The organism is Lactobacillus corticis (genome assembly GCF_018327645.1).
In the GTDB taxonomy this organism is placed as follows: domain Bacteria; phylum Bacillota; class Bacilli; order Lactobacillales; family Lactobacillaceae; genus Lactobacillus; species Lactobacillus corticis.
Genome location: NZ_BMAY01000003.1, coordinates 149,364 through 169,919, shown reverse-complemented (window position 1 = coordinate 169,919; position 20,556 = coordinate 149,364). Strand labels below are relative to the sequence as shown.

General features: G+C 45.0%; 16 protein-coding genes. 4 read left to right on the top strand and 12 right to left on the bottom strand.

The genetic code is table 11. From position 1 onward, the window contains the following. Nucleotides 1-48: 48 nt before the first annotated feature. The 11 genes from sufB to KI210_RS03065 all read right to left on the bottom strand — a co-directional run bounded on the left by sufB (nucleotide 49) and on the right by KI210_RS03065 (nucleotide 13,472). On the bottom strand, nucleotides 49-1,452 hold the full coding sequence (gene sufB, locus KI210_RS03115) for a Fe-S cluster assembly protein SufB (RefSeq protein WP_212780431.1): 1,404 nt from the start codon (nucleotides 1,450-1,452) through the stop codon (nucleotides 49-51). Beyond that, entirely contained in the window at nucleotides 1,445-1,900 is a 456-nt protein-coding gene (sufU, locus tag KI210_RS03110) for a Fe-S cluster assembly sulfur transfer protein SufU (protein ID WP_212780430.1), read from the bottom strand. Before sufU ends, sufB begins: the two co-directional genes overlap by 8 nt. After that, a complete protein-coding gene (locus tag KI210_RS03105; protein ID WP_212780429.1) occupies nucleotides 1,887-3,110 on the bottom strand; it encodes an aminotransferase class V-fold PLP-dependent enzyme in 1,224 nt (407 codons plus the stop codon). The genes sufU and KI210_RS03105 overlap by 14 nt, the downstream gene beginning before the upstream one ends. Continuing rightward, nucleotides 3,079-4,338, bottom strand: coding sequence for a Fe-S cluster assembly protein SufD (sufD, locus tag KI210_RS03100; RefSeq protein ID WP_212780428.1), 1,260 nt, complete (start codon nucleotides 4,336-4,338; stop codon nucleotides 3,079-3,081). Before sufD ends, KI210_RS03105 begins: the two co-directional genes overlap by 32 nt. 8 nt (nucleotides 4,339-4,346) lie before the next feature. After that, entirely contained in the window at nucleotides 4,347-5,141 is a 795-nt protein-coding gene (sufC, locus tag KI210_RS03095; RefSeq protein WP_212780427.1) for a Fe-S cluster assembly ATPase SufC, read from the bottom strand. 101 nt (nucleotides 5,142-5,242) lie between these two features. Continuing rightward, entirely contained in the window at nucleotides 5,243-8,425 is a 3,183-nt protein-coding gene (gene carB / locus KI210_RS03090) for a carbamoyl-phosphate synthase large subunit (RefSeq protein WP_212780426.1), read from the bottom strand. After that, nucleotides 8,418-9,500 carry a glutamine-hydrolyzing carbamoyl-phosphate synthase small subunit gene (gene carA, locus KI210_RS03085; RefSeq protein WP_212780425.1) on the bottom strand — a complete coding sequence of 361 codons (1,083 nt, stop codon included), beginning with the start codon at nucleotides 9,498-9,500 and terminating at the stop codon, nucleotides 8,418-8,420. The genes carB and carA overlap by 8 nt, the downstream gene beginning before the upstream one ends. A gap of 1 nt (nucleotide 9,501) precedes the next feature. Continuing rightward, entirely contained in the window at nucleotides 9,502-10,770 is a 1,269-nt protein-coding gene (gene pyrC / locus KI210_RS03080) for a dihydroorotase (protein WP_212780424.1), read from the bottom strand. Next, nucleotides 10,770-11,726, bottom strand: a complete 957-nt coding sequence (locus KI210_RS03075; protein ID WP_212780423.1) for an aspartate carbamoyltransferase catalytic subunit — start codon at nucleotides 11,724-11,726, stop codon at nucleotides 10,770-10,772. Before KI210_RS03075 ends, pyrC begins: the two co-directional genes overlap by 1 nt. A gap of 127 nt (nucleotides 11,727-11,853) precedes the next feature. Beyond that, on the bottom strand, nucleotides 11,854-12,390 hold the full coding sequence (pyrR, locus tag KI210_RS03070; protein WP_212780422.1) for a bifunctional pyr operon transcriptional regulator/uracil phosphoribosyltransferase PyrR: 537 nt from the start codon (nucleotides 12,388-12,390) through the stop codon (nucleotides 11,854-11,856). Between the two features lie 155 nt (nucleotides 12,391-12,545). Then, on the bottom strand, nucleotides 12,546-13,472 hold the full coding sequence (locus KI210_RS03065; RefSeq protein ID WP_212780421.1) for a dihydroorotate dehydrogenase: 927 nt from the start codon (nucleotides 13,470-13,472) through the stop codon (nucleotides 12,546-12,548). A gap of 254 nt (nucleotides 13,473-13,726) precedes the next feature. On the opposite strand from KI210_RS03065, the gene pyrF reads away from it, so the two are divergent. The 4 genes from pyrF (at nucleotide 13,727) to KI210_RS03045 (ending at nucleotide 18,841) form a co-directional block, all read left to right on the top strand. Further along, the gene (pyrF, locus tag KI210_RS03060) at nucleotides 13,727-14,434 is read left to right on the top strand and encodes an orotidine-5'-phosphate decarboxylase (protein WP_212780462.1); all 708 of its coding nucleotides are present in this window, start codon (nucleotides 13,727-13,729) and stop codon (nucleotides 14,432-14,434) included. Beyond that, nucleotides 14,434-15,060, top strand: coding sequence for an orotate phosphoribosyltransferase (gene pyrE, locus KI210_RS03055; protein WP_212780420.1), 627 nt, complete (start codon nucleotides 14,434-14,436; stop codon nucleotides 15,058-15,060). Before pyrF ends, pyrE begins: the two co-directional genes overlap by 1 nt. 205 nt (nucleotides 15,061-15,265) lie before the next feature. After that, a complete protein-coding gene (locus KI210_RS03050) occupies nucleotides 15,266-17,035 on the top strand; it encodes an aryl-sulfate sulfotransferase (protein WP_212780419.1) in 1,770 nt (589 codons plus the stop codon). A 132-nt stretch (nucleotides 17,036-17,167) separates the two neighbouring features. Continuing rightward, nucleotides 17,168-18,841, top strand: a complete 1,674-nt coding sequence (locus tag KI210_RS03045) for an aryl-sulfate sulfotransferase (protein ID WP_212780418.1) — start codon at nucleotides 17,168-17,170, stop codon at nucleotides 18,839-18,841. Nucleotides 18,842-18,882: 41 nt separating this feature from the next. Here KI210_RS03045 and KI210_RS03040 read toward each other — a convergent pair whose 3' ends face one another. Beyond that, nucleotides 18,883-20,544, bottom strand: a complete 1,662-nt coding sequence (locus KI210_RS03040; protein WP_212780417.1) for a formate--tetrahydrofolate ligase — start codon at nucleotides 20,542-20,544, stop codon at nucleotides 18,883-18,885. Between the last annotated feature and the right edge of the window lie 12 nt (nucleotides 20,545-20,556).

Below are 20,556 nucleotides of genomic sequence, written 5' to 3'. Positions count from 1 at the left end.
CAGTTTTCCCCGAGAAAATGCAAGCACTTTTATAAAACGCTTTACTTTTTACCCAATGGCACCTTCCATCTGGAAACTGATCAAACGGTTAAGTTCAACCGCATATTCCATCGGGAGTTGCTTGGTAAATGGCTCAACAAAGCCCATGATAATCATCTCGGTCGCCTTGCGTTCGGGGATGCCGCGACTTTCCAAATAGTACAGCTGCTCATCAGAAATCTTGGAAACAGTGGCTTCATGTTCCATCGCAACATTAGAATTTTCAATGGCATTAGTTGGGATCGTATCGGAACTTGATTGATCGTCCATAATGATGGTGTCACATTCAACATGGGACTTGGACCCGCTAGAATTTTTGCCAAAATTGACGGTCCCGCGATAGTCAGTCGACCCGCCACCCTTGGCAATTGACTTAGAGACAATTGAACTTGAAGTATTAGGAGCATTGTGCAGCATCCGGCAACCTGAATCTTGGTGTACCCCGTGGTGAGCGACGGCAATCGACAGCATGGTTCCGCGAGCACCCTCACCATTCAAATAAACAGCTGGATACTTCATCGTAACTTTTGCCCCTAAGTTGCCGTCAACCCATTCCATGGTGGCATTTTTGCCAGCAGCTGCCCGTTTGGTTTCCAAACTATACACGTTATCCGACCAGTTTTGAATCGTCGTGTAGCGCGTGTAGGCATTGTCTAACACATTTACTTCAACAACAGCGGCATGCAGCGAATCTGATGAATAAGTTGGAGCAGTACAGCCTTCAACATAATCAAGGCTTGCTCCTTCGTCCACAATGATCAGGGTCCGTTCAAATTGCCCTGAATTTTCACTGTTTAAGCGGAAATATGCTTGAATTGGCGTGGTTACTTTAACGCCTTTAGGAACATAAATGAAACTGCCGCCCGACCAGACCGCGCCATTTAAGGCCGCAAATTTGTTGGAATGCGGATCAACAATCTTGCCAAAGTATTTTTTAAAGAGCTCCGGATACTTTTGTAAAGCCGTATCAGTATCGGTAAAGATAATGCCTTGCTTATCAAACTCCTGTTTCATATTGTGGTAGACCATTTCCGATTCGTACTGTGCTCCGGAGCCAGCCAAATATTTCCGCTCGGCTTCAGGCACGCCCAAGCGGTCAAAGGTCTCCTTAATTTCAGCGGGCACCTCATCCCAATCACGATATTTTTTCTTGGTAAATTTTTGGTAGTAAAGCATCTCATCCAATTTCAGATCAGCTAAACTTGGACCGTAGCTGGGCATGGGCATTTGTTGATAAATCTCGTAAGACTTCAAGCGATAATCCAGCATCCATTGCGGTTCATTTTTTTCTTTGGAAATTGCCCGAATGACTGCCTCTGATAATCCGCGTCCGGTTGAAAATTCCGGATCAATATCATCGTGGAAACCGAACTGGTAATCCTCATCTTTGACTATATCTTCTGCTTTAGTCATTTGGATGTCCTTTCATTTTGATAATTGCTTCATCTAGCGCCCACCAGCTAATCGTGGCACATTTGATGCGCGCCGGAAACTGCATGACCGTGGTCATAATTGCACTGTCGCCAAGTAAAGCAATGCTTTTTTGGTCAGCTTCTTGGCCGGTTGCTAAGTTGGAAAAAGCTTTAGCCATCGCCAGACATTGCGCCGTGGTTTTGCCAATTACCGCCTCGGTCAACAAACTAGCCGAGGCCTGGCTGATGGTACAGCCGCTTCCCGTAAAGCTGGCAGCAGTAATTTTGTCTTGGTCAATTTGTAAAAATAATTTGATGGTATCGCCGCAGCTAGGATTATGGACAGTGCTAGCAGCATTATAATCGCTTAATTCCCCTTTATGACGAGGATGGGCGGCATGATCCAAAACCACGGCTTGATACAAACTTCGCATATCAGCAAGACTCATTGAAAAACTCCTGTGTCTGTTTAATCGCCTCTAATAACCGATCACAATCTGCCTGATCATTATATATGTAGAAACTGGCTCTAATGCTGGCCGGGATTCCTAACTCCTGCATCAGCGGCAGGGCGCAATGGTGGCCTGCCCGAACTTCAACGCCAAATTGATCAAACAGCGTGGCGGCATCATGGGGATGAATGCCAGCCAAATTGAAGCTGACAACTCCCAGCTTTTGCCCTTGACCATAAATTTTTACGCCTGGGTTGGCAGCAAGTTTTGGCAGCAGATAATTCATTAGTTCTTGGTTATGCTGTTCAATATTTTTAAAACCGATTTTGTTTAAATAATCAATTGCATATCCAAGACCAATTGCACCAACGGTATTGGGAGTACCAGCTTCAAATTTTTCCGGCACGGCTTCCCAAGTAGCTTGTCCGTGATCAAGATAATTGATCATGCCGCCACCAAAGTGAGCTGGCGGCATTTGCTCCAAAAGTGCTTTTTTGCCGTATAAAACGCCGATGCCCGTCGGACCGAGCATTTTATGACCAGAAAAAGCATAAAAATCACAGTCCATCTGGCGCACATCAATTCTTTCATGAGGAATTGCTTGCGCACCGTCGATCACGCAAATTGCCCCGACTTGGTGGGCCATGCTAATTAACTCAGCAACTGGATTTTCGCTGCCTAAAACGTTGGAAACCTGTGCTAAAGCCAGCAATTTAGTTTTTTCATTAAATAAACTCTTGGCTTGAATGAGGTCCAACTCTTCTTGGTCATTTAACTTAATTAGCCGCAATTTGGCACCAACAGCTTGGGCTAACTGCTGCCATGGCAGGAAGTTGGAATGGTGCTCGCTCACGGCTAGCACAATTTCATCACCTTGGTGGATGTTTTCCCTTCCCCAAGATTCAGCGACTAAATTAAGACTGGCAGTTGCTCCTGAAGTAAAAATCACTTCGGCTGGATCCGCATTGATAAATTTAGCCACCTTGCTTCGAGCATGCTCATAGGCATTAGTGGTCTCTAGGCCAAGGGAATTCACGCTGCGGTGAACGCTGGAATAACTCTGGGCGTAAAAGGTCTGCAGTTTTTCACCAATTGCTTGCGGCATGGGCGTAGTAGCAGCACTGTCTAAGTAACACAGCCGCTGGCCGTTTACCGACCGTCTCAGCAAGGGAAAATCAGACTTCGCTAAAGCGTTGACGCTGCCCATGGATCAGCTTCCTTTCTAGGATTGTCAGCATCCGATCACGCACCATGCCCTTTGGCATCCCGCTTAAAACCGCATCGAGAAAGCCATGAATTACCATTCTCTCAGCCTTGGGATATGGGATTCCGCGACTCATTAAGTAATTCATTTGCACCGGATCAACAGGACCGACGCTGGCGGCATGGGCGGCAACCACGTCATTTTCGTCAATCAACAAAAGCGGATTGGCATCCCCGTGAGCATTGTCGGACATCATCAAAACGCGATTCTTTTGGTCAGCCTTGGAGCCTGAGGCGCCATGCACAATTTGCCCGATTCCGTTAAAAATCAACTTAGAGTTATCAAGCAAAACTCCCCTTTGATTAATCAAACCGGTAGTATGGCGGCCGCGGTTGATAACCAAATTGTTAACGGCCATTTGTTCATCCCCGGCAGTAACGGCAATGGCTTTAGAATAACCATAACTCCCTTGTCCAACTAATTCTGAGCAGACATCGCCGATGCTGTCAGCATCATTCATAAAGGCACAATTCCACTCAAGATGGCTGTCAGCATCTAAGTTAGCCCGCCGGTTAAAGTACAAAGTGGTATTTTTGCCAACTTCATCCAAAGATGAAAATTCAATATGACTGTTAGGCCCAGCTACAACTTCCGCAACCAAATTGGCTATTTGGGGCTGCTCGCCGATGGTTGACAAGTGCTGCACAAATTTCAAGGAGCTATTTGCCCCAGCAATTAGCAACAAATGGTGCAGCCACGGCTGTTTGCGCGTTGCATCCCCGACCAGTTCAACTTCAATTGGTTCAGCCAATTCCATCTTAGCTGGGACATAAATCACTAATCCTGCTTCACAAAAAGCAGCATGATAGCTTAAAAGTTTATTTTCATCCGGTTTAATGACCTGGGTCATATAATATTTTTCGATCAGGTCGGGATGCTCTTTTAACGCCGTCTTTAAATCACAAACTATTAAACCAGCCTGGAGCAATTTTTCCGGGACCTGAATTAAAATTGTGCTTTTACCAAACTGCACAATTTTGATTTGCTGCGGATCGGTCTTTAACAAAGCTTGATCAAGCAGACCGCTGTCGCTGGCCAAGGGCTGAGTTTCATCAAAGAGCGTCCAATCTTGATAATGGAACCGCTGGATATATGGCAATTTGCCAGTTTCATAAGCAGCTAAGGCTGCTTGGCGGCGTTTTTCCCAAAAATCGACTTCTGTATTAACCATCACGCCACCTAGTTTTCATCAACTAATTCAATATCAAGGCCCAGTTCATCTCTTAAACCGGCATAGCCTTCATCTTCCAGCTTTTTGGCAAGGTCTGGACCGCCATCCTTAACTACCTTGCCGCCCATCATGACATGAACCACATCAGGGACAATGTAATCCAATAGCCGCTGGTAGTGGGTAATCATTAAAGCGCCAAAATTGTCGCCGCGCATGGCATTAACCCCGCGCGCAACCACTCTTAAGGCATCGATATCAAGACCGGAGTCAATTTCATCCAAAATGCCAAAGCTCGGTTTGATCATCAGCATTTGCAGAATTTCGTTCCGCTTCTTTTCACCGCCAGAAAAGCCTTCATTAAGATAGCGTTCGGTCATCGACTGCTTCATGTCCAATAAATCCATATTCTTGTCCAGCTCTTGCAAAAATTCCCGAATTGGCACGGGATTGTCCTTCGGCCGGCGGGCATTAATGGCAGCACGCAAGAATTCGGTGTTGGTTACCCCAGGCACTTCGGCCGGATATTGCATGGCTAAAAACAACCCCTTGCGCGCCCGTTCATCTACCGGCATGCCAACAATATTCTCACCGTTCAGCAAGATTTGCCCACTCGTTACGTGATATCTAGGATTGCCCATAATCGTTTCTGACAGGGTTGACTTCCCTGTCCCGTTGGGCCCCATGATGGCGTGGATTTCACCGGTTTTAACCGTCAAATTAACGCCTTTTAAAATTTCTTTGCTTATCTTTTTTTCTTGGTCTACGACTTCAACGTGCAGATCTTTAACTTCTAAAACTGCCATGATAGTCCTTTCTGTTTTACTCACCAATGACTTGAGTTCATTGTAGCAAATAAAAACGCTTCCCAAATTAGTTAATTTGCGAAGCGTTAATTTTTCTTAACTTAGGCTAAACTTTCAGTTGCAAATGAACGGTTTTCTAAGGCCTTTAGTAAGGCTTCAGCCGTATCTAAAGCAGTCAACAAAGGAATATTTTGCTGAATAGCCATTTGTCTGATAATGAAGCCATCAGAATTCTTTTCAACATCATGGCCCATGGTATTGATTACCAAATCAATCTTTTCATTGCGCAGGACATGCAAAATATTGTGGTCTCCCTGATCGTGCACCTTGCCTACGGCTTCAACATAGAGGCCGTTGTCCTTCAGATATTCAGCCGTGCCTTTGGTAGCAAACAGGCGGTAGCCGATCCGGGCAAAACGCTTGGCGATTGGCAAGATGGTTGCCTTGTCCCGATCTTCAATAGTTAACAAGACATTGCCGTTTTCAGGCAGGTGCATGTTGCAGCCTTCAAAAGCCTTGTATAAAGCTTTGGCAAAGGTGTGGTCGCTGCCCATCACTTCACCAGTTGATTTCATTTCTGGCCCCAAATAACTGTCGACGTCCGCCAGCTTGCTAAAGCTGAAGACTGGGGCTTTGACTGAGATCATTTCCGGCTCAGGGGCTAAACCATCGCTAAAGCCTTGTGAAGTCAAGCTTTCACCCATGATTACCCGAGTAGCAACCTGGGCCATTTCGATTCCCGTAATCTTTGACAAGAATGGAACCGTCCGGCTGGCCCGCGGGTTAACTTCAATGACATAAACATCCCCGTTGCGCACAATAAACTGAATGTTCATAATGCCGTGGCAGTTCAGCTTCAAAGCTAATTTGCGCGTCACCTCGGTAATTTTTTCCTTGACTTCATCAGAGAAGGTTTGTGGCGGATAAACGGCCATGGAGTCACCAGAGTGAACTCCGGCATGTTCAATGTGTTCCATAATTCCTGGCAAAAGCACCGTTTCGCCATCGCAAATTGCGTCAACATCACATTCCCGGCCGTCCAAATAGTCGTCAACCAAAATCGGGTGGTCGCTGGCAATGGCTACGTGGTCATGGAGGTACTCTTCTAGTTCATCCCGGTTATAAACAATTTCCATGGCTTTGCCGCCGAGGACATAACTTGGGCGAACCAAGACAGGATAACCTAATTCTTCAGCAGCTGCTACAACTCCGTCATGGGTCGTGGCGGTCAAGCCTTTAGGCTGCTTCAAACCAAGCTCTTTGATGATTTGGTCAAACAGTTCCCGGTCTTCTGCCCGGTCAAGGTCTTTGACGCTGGTTCCTAAAATCTTGATGCCGTGGTCAGTCAAGCCTTGCGCCAGGTTAATTGAAGTTTGGCCACCAAATTGGACAATGACGCCTTCTGGCTGTTCCAAGTCGCAAATATTTAAAACATCTTCCAAAGTTAACGGTTCAAAGTACAGCTTGTCAGAGATCGAAAAGTCGGTTGAAACTGTTTCGGGGTTAGAGTTGACGACGATGGCTTCATAACCCATCTTCTGTAAAGCCTTAACACAGTGAACCGTAGCATAGTCAAATTCAACCCCTTGACCAATCCGAATCGGGCCAGAACCAATTACTAAGACAGATTTTTTGCTGTCTTTGGCACTTTCATTTTCAGATTCATAGCTTGAGTAGTAGTAAGGCGTTGAAGAAGCAAATTCGGCTGCACAGGTATCAACCATCTTGTAGACAGGTACGATGCCATTTTCTTTGCGCAAATTGCGGACTTGATCAAAGTCTTGCTGCCACAAATTGGCAATGGTTTGATCACTGAAGCCGTATCGTTTGGCTAGGCGCAAAACATCTGGATCTGAAGGGTTAGCGGCAATTTCGCCTTCCATTTCGACCATATGCTTAACGATATCCAAGAAGTAGAAGTTGATCTTGGTCAATTCATGCAAGTCTTCCATGCTGTAGCCGCGTCTAAAGGCTTCGGCCAAGTAGAACAAGCGGTCATCTTGCGCCTTGACCAATTTTTGTTCAAGCTTGGCGTCGCTAGCTTGGTGCGCTTCTTCAGAGAAAAGATCTTTTTCATCAATTTCCAGTGACCGGACAGCTTTTTGAAAGGCTTCTTCAGCTGTTCTCCCGATCGCCATAACTTCCCCGGTTGCTTTCATCTGCGTTCCCAATTTTCGGTCAGCTTTGGCAAATTTGTCAAATGGCCAGCGTGGGATCTTGCAGACAACATAGTCTAGAGCTGGTTCAAATTCCGCAAAAGTGGTTCCAGTTACGGGGTTCTTGATTTCGTCCAGCGTCAAGCCAACAGCAATTTTCGCAGCCATCTTGGCAATTGGATAGCCCGTTGCCTTACTTGCTAAAGCTGATGACCGGGAAACCCGCGGATTAACTTCGATGACATCATAGTTAAAGCTGTTAGGATCAAGGGCTAGCTGAACGTTGCAGCCACCTTCAATCTTCAAAGCCCGAATCAAGTTCAGAGCACAATCGCGCAGTCTTTCATATTCTTTATCAGACAATGTTTGGTTTGGCGAAAAGACGATCGAATCGCCAGTGTGGATCCCCACGGGATCGAAGTTTTCCATACAGCAGACAATCATGGCATTGTCGTCATGGTCGCGCATTACTTCAAATTCGATTTCTTTATAGCCGGCGATCGATTTTTCAATCAAACATTCAGTAACTGGTGAAAGCTCCAAACCATTTTTGGCAATTCTAGCTAATTCTTCGCGATTGTTGCAGATGCCGCCGCCGGTACCGCCCATGGTAAAGGCAGGCCGCACAATGATCGGATAGCCGATTTCTTCACCAAAGTCCAAGGCATCTTCGACAGTATTAACCGTCTTAGAAGGGGCAACCGGTTCGCCTAAACGTTGACATAATTCCTTGAATTGTTCCCGGTCTTCGGCTTCTTCGATGGATTGCAATTTGGTACCTAAAAGTTCAATGTGCAATTCATCCAAAATTCCGCTCTTAGCTAAAGCTAAGGCCATGTTTAACCCTACTTGACCGCCCAAAGTCGGCAGAATCGCATCTGGATATTCTTGGCGAATAATCCGGGAAATCGACTCAACTGTTAAGGGTTCAAGATAAACCTTATCAGCGATGGTGGTATCAGTCATGATGGTGGCAGGATTGGAATTTACCAGCACAACTTCATACCCTTCTTCTCTTAAGGCCAAACATGCCTGGGTCCCTGAATAGTCAAATTCGGCAGCTTGACCAATAATGATTGGGCCTGATCCAATCACCATAATTTTGTGAATATCAGTTCTTTTAGGCATGACGTTGGTCCTTTCTTTCATCAATCATATGCATAAAGTCATCAAACAGGGAAACTTCATCGTGTGGTCCCGGAGTTGCATCTGGGTGGAACTGGACTGAAAATGCTGGATAGCGGCGATGACGCAACCCTTCAACCGTTCCGTCATTGACTTCAACGTGGGTAACCATTAACTCATCTTTTGGCACGCTGTCGGGATCGACCGCATAACCGTGGTTTTGCGAAGTAAAGCCAATGTTGCCCGTCGCAATTTCTCTAACTGGGTGGTTGAAACCGCGGTGGCCAAACTTCATCTTGTAGGTCTTGGCCCCGTTAGCTAAGGCAAATACTTGGTGGCCCATGCAGATGCCAAATACCGGCACATGTTTTTCAACTTCGCGGACCATTTTAGCAGCTTCGGTCAATTCCATTGGGTCGCCAGGTCCATTTGATAACAGGACGCCATCTGGATCCAAGCCTAAAATTTCTTCAGCGGTTGCAGTATATGGCAAAACAATGGCATTGCAGTCACGTTCAGCCAGTTCGCGCAAAATACTGTGCTTAATGCCAAAATCAACAACTACAATATTGCGTTTAGAACCAGGAACCGGATAGGAGTTTTTGGTTGAAACCCGCTTAACAATGCCGGCCGTGATATTAGTCCGGCTTAAATCGCTGGCAATTTGTTCAGCTGCTTGTTTTGAATCAGTGATGGCACCTCTTAAAGTTCCGTGTTCCCGTAATTTTTTAACCAGCTCACGAGTATCAATCCCGCTTAAGCCCGGAACATCGATCCGCTTTAAAAAGTCAGGCAAAGTTTGCTGCATCCGCCAATTGTCGGGGCGGCGCGCTACTTCATGACAAATTACGCCTTTAATGCCAGGTTCAAGTGATTCCAAGTCCGCTAAGGTAACTCCATAATTACCGATCAAGGGATTAGTGAAAACCAATATCTGATCGGCATATGATTGGTCGGTGATAGCTTCTTGATAACCAGTCATCCCCGTGGTGAAAACTACTTCACCAGTTGTTTCGCGGTCAGAACCAAAGCCCTCACCGGCATAAATTGAACCATCTTCCAAAATCAAGTAGCGCATCTTAATTGCCCCTTTCGTAAACTTTTTGTCCGCTGACCAAGGTCATCCAAGTTGAGCCGTAGACCTCTTGTCCAGTAAATGGCGTATTGACGCCCTTAGATAGATAATCGCTTTCTTTAAGCGTTACGGGATGGTCTAAGTCAAAGATTGCTAAATCAGCTTCAGCTCCAGGCTTGATTTGACCGCAGTTTTCCAAGCCAAAGTTTTCAGCTGGCATAATGGTAAGCCAATCCAATAAATCTTCCAAAGCAAAGATGCCCGGTTTGACAAACTTGGTGTACAGCATGCTGAAGCAGGTTTCGCTGCCTGTAATCCCAAAGGCTGCATCCCGCATGTCGCCAGTTTTTTCCTTTTTAGCATGAGGTGCATGGTCGGTGGCAATCATATCGATTGTTCCGTCTAGCAAACCTTCAACTAAGGCATCAACATCACTCCTTGACCGCAAAGGCGGATTCATCTTGTAGTAAGGATCATTGCCAGGAATTTGGCTGTCACTCAGCAATAAGTGGTGCGGTGCTGCTTCACAAGTCACATTGATCCCGCGAGCCTTAGCCATTCTAACCAAGTCGACGCTGGTTCTGGTTGAAACATGGCAAATGTGATAATGCACTCCGGTCTTTTCAGCCAGCAACAAGTCACGCGCAATTTGGGTCGTTTCGGCTAACTCGCTAATCCCTGGCAGATCAAGCTCGGTAGCTTTTGGTCCCTCATTAATGACGCCGTGATTGAATAAGCTGTCGTCTTGGCAGTGGCTGGCGACAATTAAATCATTGTCTGCTGCCTTTTGCATGGCTAAATACATGGTCCGGGCATTTTGTACGCCGTGACCGTCGTTAGAAAGGGCAACTGCCCCTGCTTTCTTCAAGCCCTTATAGTCCAGGATCTCATCACTGGTTTCGCCGGCGGTAATTGGCGCATATTGCAAAACATGAATGATGCCTTTTTCCCGGTTAGCTTTGACCATTTGCTGCATTAATTCTGGCGTGTCTGGCGTAGGAATGACGTTGGGCATGGCTAAGGTCGTAGTAAAACCGCCCCGGGCTCCAGCTCTTGAACCAGTAGCAATATCTTCCTTATATGTTTGCCCTGGTTCGCGGTAGTGGACATGCACATCAACCAAGCCAGGCGTTACTAATTTTCCTTCAGCGTCAATTACTTGCTCAGCTTCAAAGCCAGTCCCGATTGCCTTAATTTTGTTGTTGTCAATTAAAATATCGGTTTTGGTCAAGTTTCCGTCTAAGTAAACTAGGCCGTTTTTGATCAAAAGCATTACTTCAGCCCTCCTAACTTGCGTCCGCGCAATACTGCTTCCAGCATCGCCATTCTCATAAAGACGCCATTTTGCATTTGCCGGAAGAACATGCTCTTTTTGCTTTCAACCAAGTCGCCGGCTAATTCAACGTCGTGGTTGATCGGACCTGGGTGCATGATAATGGCATCATCCTTCATCCGGTTGTAGCGTTCATGGTTAATACCATATTTTTCATGGTAACGCTGAGCATTGAAAGCTGCCTCGTGGCGATCGCCTTCATGGCGTTCATGCTGCACCCTGAGCAGCATCATGACATCCATCTTGTCAACCAGTTCATCAAGCGGCAGGTACTTGCCGTAGCGGTCGTATTCCTTGGAATACCAGAATTCCGGACCTGAGAAGTAAACTTCGGCGCCTAAGCGCGTCAACAATTCCATGTTGGACTTGGCCACGCGGGAATTGGTGATGTCGCCGACAATTGCTACCTTTAGCCCTTTGAAATGGCCAAAGTGTTCATGAATCGTCATCATATCCAGCATGCATTGTGATGGGTGCTGCCCGCTGCCGTCACCAGCGTTTACGACCCCAATATTTAAGTGCTGAGCTGGTTTTAAGTTGATTAATTGGTCATAGTAATTGTTTTGCCGGTGGCGGATGACTTCGATGTCAACGCCAACGGCGTTCATAATTAAGGAAGTGTCATATAAGGTTTCGCCCTTGTTGACGCTTGAGTGAGCAGGATCAAACGGAATGACGGTCAAGCCTAATTTCCGTTCGGCCATTTCAAAGCTGGTATGAGTCCGGCTTGAATCTTCAAAGAACATGTTGGCTGCATATACCGGATGGGTTAATTTTTCAGGAGCTCCACCCTGCTTAAAATATTCAGCCCGTTCAATCAAGGCGGTAACTTCTGCTTCCGTTAAATTTTCAACACTGACAAAATGCGGTAATTTGACTAACTGCAAATCTTCCATTGTCCTACTCTTTCTGCAAAAAAAGAGCCCGAAGCAGATACTCCGGGCTCAGGTTAAACTGCGGCTGCCACAAAACAGCCGCCAACCCTTTTCGGCCCTCTCTGGAGTCAATTAAAATGGTTGTCTTTTATAATGATTTCAATTCAACGCGATCTTGACCATCAAGTTCAGCTACCTGAACGGCAACTTGTTCATCACTTGAGGTTGGAATGTTTTTACCGACAAAATCGGCACGGATCGGCAATTCACGATGTCCGCGGTCAACCAGGATCGCAACACTGATTGAAGCGGGACGGCCATTATCAACTAAGGCATCCATCGCTGCACGAATGGTCCGGCCGGTGTAAATGACATCATCAACCAGCACCACGTGCTTGCCTTCAACGTCAACACCAACTTCACCATTATTGACCACTGGATCTTGCTTCAAACGCGCATCGTGACGATCATCCCGGTAAAGGGTGATATCCAATTCACCCATCGGAACATCGGCCCCTTCGAGCTTTTTAATGCGGTCATGAATCCGCTGAGCCAAGTAAACGCCACGCGTCTTAATGCCAACCAGAACTAAATTATCAGTCCCCTTGTTGTTTTCAATAATTTCATAAGTGATTCGCGTCAGCGCCCGCTTCATGCCGGCAGCATCCCAAATTTCTTTTGCCATAGTAACCTCCATGAAAAAGCTCCTAGTCCGGGTAGACTAGGAGCAGTGTTAAAGTCAAACTTTAGGTTGCCTTGCTAGCCTCACGGGACTAATTTTAAAGGTCATTGATCATCTACAAGAGTATGAAAAATCTAGGCTCTTGTCAAGGAAAAACACTAATTAAATTTCAGTTGTCCAACTAAGTCGTTAATGTCGCTTACTCCCATCTCATCAAGGACTCGTGGAAGTTCTGCCGCAATATGCGGGATCGCCAAACTATCCTTGAAGTGGGCAGTCCCAACCGCTACGGCACTGGCACCAGCCAACATGAACTTAGCTACGTCTTCAGCGGTAGCAATTCCGCCCATGCCAATAATCGGAAGCTTAACTGCCTGGTAAACCTGGTTAACCATGCGCAAAGCTACCGGTTGCACGCTTTGACCCGATAAACCGCCATAATTATTGCCTAAGACAGGCCGGCAGGTCTTTAAGTCGATCTCCAGGCCTAATATCGTGTTGATTAGCGACACCCCATCAGCCCCGCCATTTTCGGCAGCTTTGGCAATCACCGCAATATCGGTCACGTTGGGGGTTAACTTAACGTAAATCGGAACCTGGCCACTAGCTGCTTTCACCTTGCTGGTTAAGTTTTCAACCACTTCTGGGTCAGTTCCAAAGTGCATCCCGCCATTAGCCACATTCGGGCAGGAAACATTGATTTCTAGGGCACTTACCGCACCAGAATTAGCTAATTTACCAGCCACTTCCACATAGTCGGCAACGCTTGAGCCACCTACACTGGCAACGATTGGCAAATCTGGATACTTGGCCTTGAATGGCAAAATTTTATCGGCAACTACGCTGTCGACGCCTGGATTAGTCAAGCCGACTGAATTCAAAACCCCATCTTCCAAAACTTTGATCTGAGGTTGCGGATTACCGGTCCGGCTGCTGACTGTGGCAGTCTTCATCACCATGGCACCCATTTGATTCAAATCAAACTTGGTGCTGGCTGGCGTATCGCCAAAACCAAAAGTGCCGCTAGCCGGCATCAAAGGGTTCTTCATCGTTAAACCAGGGATCTTAACAGCTATCTTTGTCATATTGTTCCTCCAAAAATGAACGCTCACTGACATTCTTTATTTTTCTCAAACCAAATTTAGCACAATTTCTATTCCAGAAACAAGTGGGAAATTGAGTTTGCAATTTCTCGTAGATGATGCTAGAATCATGGTAAATCAACTTTAAACGGTACAGAGAGACCGCAAGTTAACTGAACATTTTAACTTTGCCTGAGCAAGTCTATGCTTGCTGCCTCTTTGCAGCCGGTATAGGCTTTTTTTCATGCGGAGGAAAAATAATGCGACCAGTATTCGTAGCACTAGATACAGCTAATCCGACACGCCTCAACCAGCTGGTAGGTCAATTGGGAGATCCTCAAGAAGTTTACCTGAAACTGGGGATGGAAATTTTTTATGGTTTAGGAGCTGAGCCTGTCAGAGAACTTAGTCAAAAAGGTTACAAGATATTTTTAGACTTAAAACTGCACGATATTCCCAACACGGTTTATAACGCAGCCAAGCAGATTGCTAAATTAGGAATTGACTATACGACAGTTCACGCTTTAGGCGGCAGCAAGATGATTGAAGCTGCTAAAGCAGGATTAATTGAAGGCAACCCAGCCGGCCACAATCTTCCTAAACTGTTAGCCGTGACTGAATTAACGTCAATTTCAGACCAAGTTTTAGCTGAAGAGCAAAACTGCCGCTTGCCGATGAAAGAGCAAGTAGTCAGCCTAGCTAAAACGGCGAAAGCTGCCGGGGCAGATGGCGTAATTTGCTCGCCGCTAGAAGTTCAAGCCTTGCGGGCCAAGGTGGGCGAAGATTTTCTCTATGTTACTCCCGGTATTCGGCCTAAGACTAGTGCCAGCGACGACCAAAGCCGGATTGCCACGCCTAGCCAAGCTAAAGAATTTGGCTCAAGTGCCCTCGTGGTCGGCCGGCCAATTACTTTAGCCAGTGATCCTCAAGCAGCCTATGAAGCAATAAAAAAGGAGTTTAACTAATGCATACCCAAGCAATCATCGACGAATTGATCAAGGAAAAAATCATTACTATTTCACCAGATAAGCCTTTTACTTATGCTAGTGGCATGAAGTCACCCATCTACACTGATTTGCGGCTAACTATTTCCTACCCGGAACTCTGGGATATGATTACTAGTGACCTGGCAGCCTTAATTAAGGAACGTTTCCCAGAAGCAACGGTCATCGGCGGGGTTGCTACGGCAGGCATTCCGCATGCTGCTTTAGTTGCTTCGAAACTTAAGCTGCCAATGATTTATGTGCGGCCAAAGCCAAAAGATCATGGCAAGGGGCGGCAAATTGAAGGCCGCTTCACCAAGCAAGACAAAATCGTTTTGCTTGATGACCTGATCACCACTGGCGGTTCAGTGCTTGAAGCCGTTCGGGCAACCCAAAAAGAAGGTGGCCAGGTAATCGGGGTAAGTTCAATCTTTACCTATTATTTACCTGATGCTAAGGCCAACTTTGCCAAAAGCGAAGTTGCATATGCCCCCCTGCTTTCCTACCCGGAACTTTTGAAGGCGGAAAAAGCTGGTGGCCATTTATCAAGTGAACAATATGATTTATTGAAACACTGGCATGAGGATCCTTGGGCATGGGGTAAATAATTTTAACAGCTGTGTATTAATAATGACTAACAACTTCTTTTATTGTTAGTCATTATTTTTTATTTAAAAATGCTAATATAATGGGCATCTGATCTTCGTTGATTCTTCTTGCTTTTTTCATATTTTAGACACAAATATATCTTTGATCATTCACACATTTTTCCTAATATTCCTAATGGATTAGTTATTCTATAGGAGTATTGATATGCAAATAGTAAAGAAGATCACGACCTCAGCGGTCATTATTTTAACTGGCAGCCTCTTATTTGGCTGCAGCAATGATGATAATTCTTCATCGAGTTCCCAAACTTCGACTAATAGCACTAGCTATGTCAAAAGTACCGCTAAAAGCGCAAGTCAAAATAATCAACTTGGTAAAAAGTGGAATATTAACAAGCTGATTTCAGATAAAGGGTCCAATGTTAAAACCCTAAATTATTCAGATCTAAACATTTCTAGCGTAGCTGACATCTATAACACCTCAAACCAGCAAGCGATCGCTAAGAAACTGGCGAGTTTAAAATCAGAAAAAAATTATTCATTTAAAAACCCCTTGGTTGTGTCTGACCCGTATCTAACCAATACTACTGGGCTCTACCTCTACTTTAAGACAGATAAGGCCGTTAAAATTTCATACACGGTCAAGGCTAAGGGTTATGCCTCATATTCAAATACGCTTTACAACCCGAATGGGACTTACGCCAAGACGCATGAATATCAACTAATTGGGGCGGTAGCCGGGGTTAAGAACACGATTACGCTAACTGCCACAACCAAGAGTGGCAAGAAGACGACCACCACCTTTACCTACACGCCTAACAAGCTGCAATCAACTGTTGCCAATACCTATAAGGTAAAAACTTATGCAAGTAAGCAAAAGCTTTCAAACGGTTTGTTTGCGGTGATGGGCAATCAAGCTTCAAGCACCATCCGGTCGACTTACTATATCGACAATAACGGCGTTATCCGTGGCGAAGTACCAATCATTGGCTACAACTCAATGCGGTTGAACTTCACTAGCGATCAGCAAATGTATTTAGGTATCAGTCGGGGCGGTTTCGCCAAGATAAACCGTTTAGGTCAAGTCACCCAAGTCATCAATACCGAAAAGCAAGGTTATGATGTCCATCATGACTACGTTTTAGATAGTGACGGCAATATTTGGTCTTTGGCAAGCAAGATCAACAATAAAGAGAATGGCAAATATTACGTTGAAGATCAAATCATTAAGATTAATACCAAGACTGGCAAGATCGTTAAGAAAATCAATATGAGAACCTTGTTGCCGAAGCTCTTCTCCACTGCCACCGGTCTTGATAAACACACTTATAACAAGGGTAAACATGACATTGTCCACTTGAACACGATCCAAGTATATAATGGCAACAGCATTATAGTTTCATCTAGAGAAACTTCCACTATTATTAAAATCAATGGTGTCAACGCAACGCCAAAGATTGACTACATGATTTCTAACCAGAGTCAATGGTCACAAATTGGCTACACTAACCTGCTGCTCAAGCAAACTGGCGGCAACTATCTCAACACCGCTGGGCAACACTCGGTAACCATCGAACGCAGTTCTAAACTGAAGAGTGGCCAATATTACCTCTACATGTTTAATAACAACTACGGTTTGCGTGATTCTTTGACCAGCTTTAAGTGGACTAATTACACTTCAGGCGACAAGAATAATAATTCAATCAACGGCAATTATTCGCTTTACTACAAGTACTTGGTTGATGAAAACAAGGGAACCTACAAGCTGGTTAAGTGGTTCAGAGTTCCAAAATCTAACTTTGTCAGCGATGTCGAAAATATGGCTAACACCATTGTGGTAGCATCCGGACAAGAGAACCAAATCTTGGAATACACAACTAACGGCAAAAAGATCCGTACTTGGACCTTCCGCGGCAAGAGCGCTTTAACTTACCGGACCTACAAATACAGTTTCAAGGGTTACTACTTTAAATAACCAACAAAACACCACGATTATACATGACCGTGGTGTTTTTGTTATGAGCAGGTTGTAGTAAAACTTAATTCTATTTGCAATGATCAGAAGCTTTTCGCTATGCTTATTTGGTAAAGAATGGAGCGAAGATAATTGAAAAAGCACTACCGTCCGATTGCCGTGATCGTATTAATAACCGGGATATTGCTCACCGGAGTTTGGGCTTATCGTCATCGTCAAACTTTAAAACCAGAACTAATCTGGAAAACCACTCCTGTAACCAACCAGACCAAAATTCAAAAGCTGAATTACCAAGGGTTGAAGGTATCTACTACTAGCGCAGTTTTTAATTTAAAAACGCAAAACGCAATTGATCAGCGTTTGACCAAATTGAAAAAAGCTAAAACTTATACCCTCGCTTCCCCACTTTTGATTGCCAATCCATATAAGACTAATACTTCAGGTTTATATGTCTATTTCAAGACCTCACTGCCAACCAAGGTTACCTACCGCGTCAGAGCTAAAGGCTATGAGGATTATAGCGGAACGCTTTATAGCAAAAACGGCTACCAGCGAATTCATGAAAATGAACTAATCGGGGCCGTTGCCGGAGTAAAAAATAAGATCACCTTAACCACTACCGATAAAAGTGGCAATCAGCACTCAACTACTTTTGAGTATATTGCACCCAAGCTAGCAAAAACTGACTATAACAGCTACCGCTTAGTTTATGGCCCCAGTTCCGAGAAACCATCTCAAGGTTTATTTGCCATGATAGGCGACAAGGCTTCAAAAACTCGCAGATCAACCTATTTAATTGATAATAGCGGAACTATAAGAGCTGAATTTCCCATTGAGTCTTATAACTCAATGAGATTAAACTTCCGCAAACATCACATGTATTACGCTATTAGCAGCGGCAAAATCGCCGTGATGAATCATGTAGGCCAAATCACAGCGATCATTAATACTAAAAAGCAAGGCTATGAATTGCATCACGATTATATTATCCAAGGAAATCACCTCTGGGCCTTAGCTACCAGTATCAAAGCTAAGACAAAGGCCAAACGGGTTGAGGATCAGATTATCAAGATCAACATCAAAACTGGTAAAATCACTAAGGTCATTGATCTGAAACAAATCCTGCCGCAACTCTACCGCCAAGCAACTGGCTTAGAAAAACATAGTGCTAACCGCGGTCTGCACGACCCTGTGCACCTGAATACCATCCAGGCCAGCAAAAATTCATTAGTTGTGAGCTCTCGTGAAACTTCGACCATCATGAAACTTGGCAATGTTTCTGGCAAAGTCAAAATTGATTACTTTATTTCAGATAAGAGCGTTTGGCAAGGCGTGGGCAATTATTCAAAATATCTGCTTAAACAAAAAGGCAGTTTTTTAAATAGTGCTGGTCAGCATACGGTCATGATTGAGCACAGTGCCAAACTTAAACACGGTCAATACTACTTGTACATGTTCAATAATAACTATGCTATGATGGATTCTCGCCCTAACTTCAACTGGTCAGCCTACACAGAAATGGATAGGAACAATAATACGGTTAAAGGCAACTACTCCTTGTACTACAAATACCTTGTTGATGAGAACAATAGAACTTACAAACTCATCAAGGAATTCCGGGTTCCTAAGTCAAACTATGTTGCTAGTGCTCAAGATTATCACGGAAAAATAATTATTGATTCTGGCCTTGGTGGCGTCTTTAGTGAATATGACAAAAATGGTAAAGTTATCAGATCGTACTACTATCGTGGCAGCGATCGGCAAACCTACCGGACAATAAAATACGATTTTCAAAATTTCTTTTAACAAGAAAAGCTTCTGCATCTGCAGAAGCTTTTAGTTTATTTTTAGAACAATCCGGTTATTTTACCATCATCAGAAATCGTCATGTTTTCAGCTGCCGGATGTTTAGATAAGCCCGGCATGGTCATGATTGAACCAGATAAAGCAACAATGAAACCGGCGCCTAATTTTGGCACCAATTCACGAATATGGAAGTCAAAATTGCTTGGAGCACCCAATTTAGTTTGATCATCGGAGAAAGAATATTGGGTCTTGGCAATACATACTGGCAAATTGCCCCAACCAGCTTCTTCGAATTGCTTCAATTGCTTGCTGGCCTTTGAACTAAAGACCACATCTTTAGCACCGTAAATCTTAGTAGCAATGGTCGTCAACTTGTTTTCTAAGCTGTCATTGTAATCGTAAAGAGGCGAGAAAGTGAATGGCTGTTCAGTCAGACGGACAACTTCGGCAGCTAATTCCAGTGCACCGTCGCCGCCTTTGGCCCATTCATCTGCCAAAATAGCCTTCACGCCGTATTTGGCAACGCCATCGGCAATTGCTTGATTTTCGGCATCAGTTGAGCTGAAGTGGTTGATCGCAACAACTACGGGCAAGTTGTACCGCTGCAGGTTTTGAATGTGCCGTTCCAAGTTTGGCAAACCGGCTTTAACGGCGTCAACGTCTTCATCATTCAGCTTATCCTTAGCCACTCCGGCATTGTGCTTTAGGGCCCGAGCGGTAGCAACTAAGACCACTGCATCAGGGGTCTTGCCCAAAACCGGCCGCTTAATGTCTAAGAACTTTTCTGCTCCCAAGTCAGCACCAAAGCCGGCTTCCGTAACTGTATAATCAGACAAATCCATGGCCGTTTGGGTGGCTAAGACCGAGTTGCAGCCATGAGCAATATTAGCAAATGGTCCACCATGAACAACGGCAGGCGTCCCGCCTAAACTTTGGACTAGGTTTGGCTTTAAGGCATCCTTTAGCAAGATGGCAATCGCATCAGTAAAGCCTAAATCATCTACGGTGACTGGTTTCTTTTCAAACGAATAGCCTACAATGATGCGCCCGATCCGTTCCTTTAAGTCATGTAAATCACGTGATAAACATAGAATCGCCATTAATTCTGAAGCAGCCGTAATGTCAAACCCCGTCTCCCGCGGAATGCCTTGCATGATTCCGCCAAGGCCGGTGTTAATCTTGCGCAGTGCCCGGTCATTGACATCGTCGCAGCGTTTCCAAATAATCCGCCTTGGATCAAGTCTTGCCTTATTTTCACGCATGATATAGTTGTCGATCAAAGCAGCCAGCGTATTATTGGCACTGGTTAAAGCATGCAGGTCGCCGGTAAAGTGCAAATTAATGTCTTCCATCGGGGCAACTTGGGCTAAACCACCACCAGTAGCTCCCCCTTTGATCCCAAAAACCGGTCCCATGGAAGGTTCACGCATGGCAATCGTAGTTTGGTGGCCAAGCTTGTTCATGGCATCCCCTAAGCCGATTAAAACCGTCGTTTTACCTTCACCAGCTGGCGTCGGATTAACAGCAGTAACCAGTACCAGCTTGCCCTTTTTGCCAGCAGGCTTATGAGCTAGCGGCAAGTTAATCTTAGCTTTATAGTGACCGTATGGTTCTATTTCATCAGCGGAAAGTCCGAGCTTTTCGGCAATTTTTTCGATTGGTTGCAAGGTTGCAGCGTCAGCAATTTCAATATCTGTCGGCATTGGCAAATCCTT

Bases quoted from the DNA above. Each gene is read 5' to 3' on its own strand.
- sufB (WP_212780431.1), bottom strand. From the start codon at position 1,452: ATGACTAAAGCAGAAGATATAGTCAAAGATGAGGATTACCAGTTCGGT.
- sufU (WP_212780430.1), bottom strand. From the start codon at position 1,900: ATGAGTCTTGCTGATATGCGAAGTTTGTATCAAGCCGTGGTTTTGGAT.
- KI210_RS03105 (WP_212780429.1), bottom strand. From the start codon at position 3,110: ATGGGCAGCGTCAACGCTTTAGCGAAGTCTGATTTTCCCTTGCTGAGA.
- sufD (WP_212780428.1), bottom strand. From the start codon at position 4,338: ATGGTTAATACAGAAGTCGATTTTTGGGAAAAACGCCGCCAAGCAGCC.
- sufC (WP_212780427.1), bottom strand. From the start codon at position 5,141: ATGGCAGTTTTAGAAGTTAAAGATCTGCACGTTGAAGTCGTAGACCAA.
- carB (WP_212780426.1), bottom strand. From the start codon at position 8,425: ATGCCTAAAAGAACTGATATTCACAAAATTATGGTGATTGGATCAGGC.
- carA (WP_212780425.1), bottom strand. From the start codon at position 9,500: ATGCGCTACTTGATTTTGGAAGATGGTTCAATTTATGCCGGTGAGGGC.
- pyrC (WP_212780424.1), bottom strand. From the start codon at position 10,770: ATGCTTTTGATCAAAAACGGCCTAGTTTACTTAGACGGAAACTTGACC.
- KI210_RS03075 (WP_212780423.1), bottom strand. From the start codon at position 11,726: ATGGAAGATTTGCAGTTAGTCAAATTACCGCATTTTGTCAGTGTTGAA.
- pyrR (WP_212780422.1), bottom strand. From the start codon at position 12,390: ATGGCAAAAGAAATTTGGGATGCTGCCGGCATGAAGCGGGCGCTGACG.
- KI210_RS03065 (WP_212780421.1), bottom strand. From the start codon at position 13,472: ATGACAAAGATAGCTGTTAAGATCCCTGGTTTAACGATGAAGAACCCT.
- pyrE (WP_212780420.1), top strand. From the start codon at position 14,434: ATGCATACCCAAGCAATCATCGACGAATTGATCAAGGAAAAAATCATT.
- KI210_RS03050 (WP_212780419.1), top strand. From the start codon at position 15,266: ATGCAAATAGTAAAGAAGATCACGACCTCAGCGGTCATTATTTTAACT.
- KI210_RS03040 (WP_212780417.1), bottom strand. From the start codon at position 20,544: ATGCCGACAGATATTGAAATTGCTGACGCTGCAACCTTGCAACCAATC.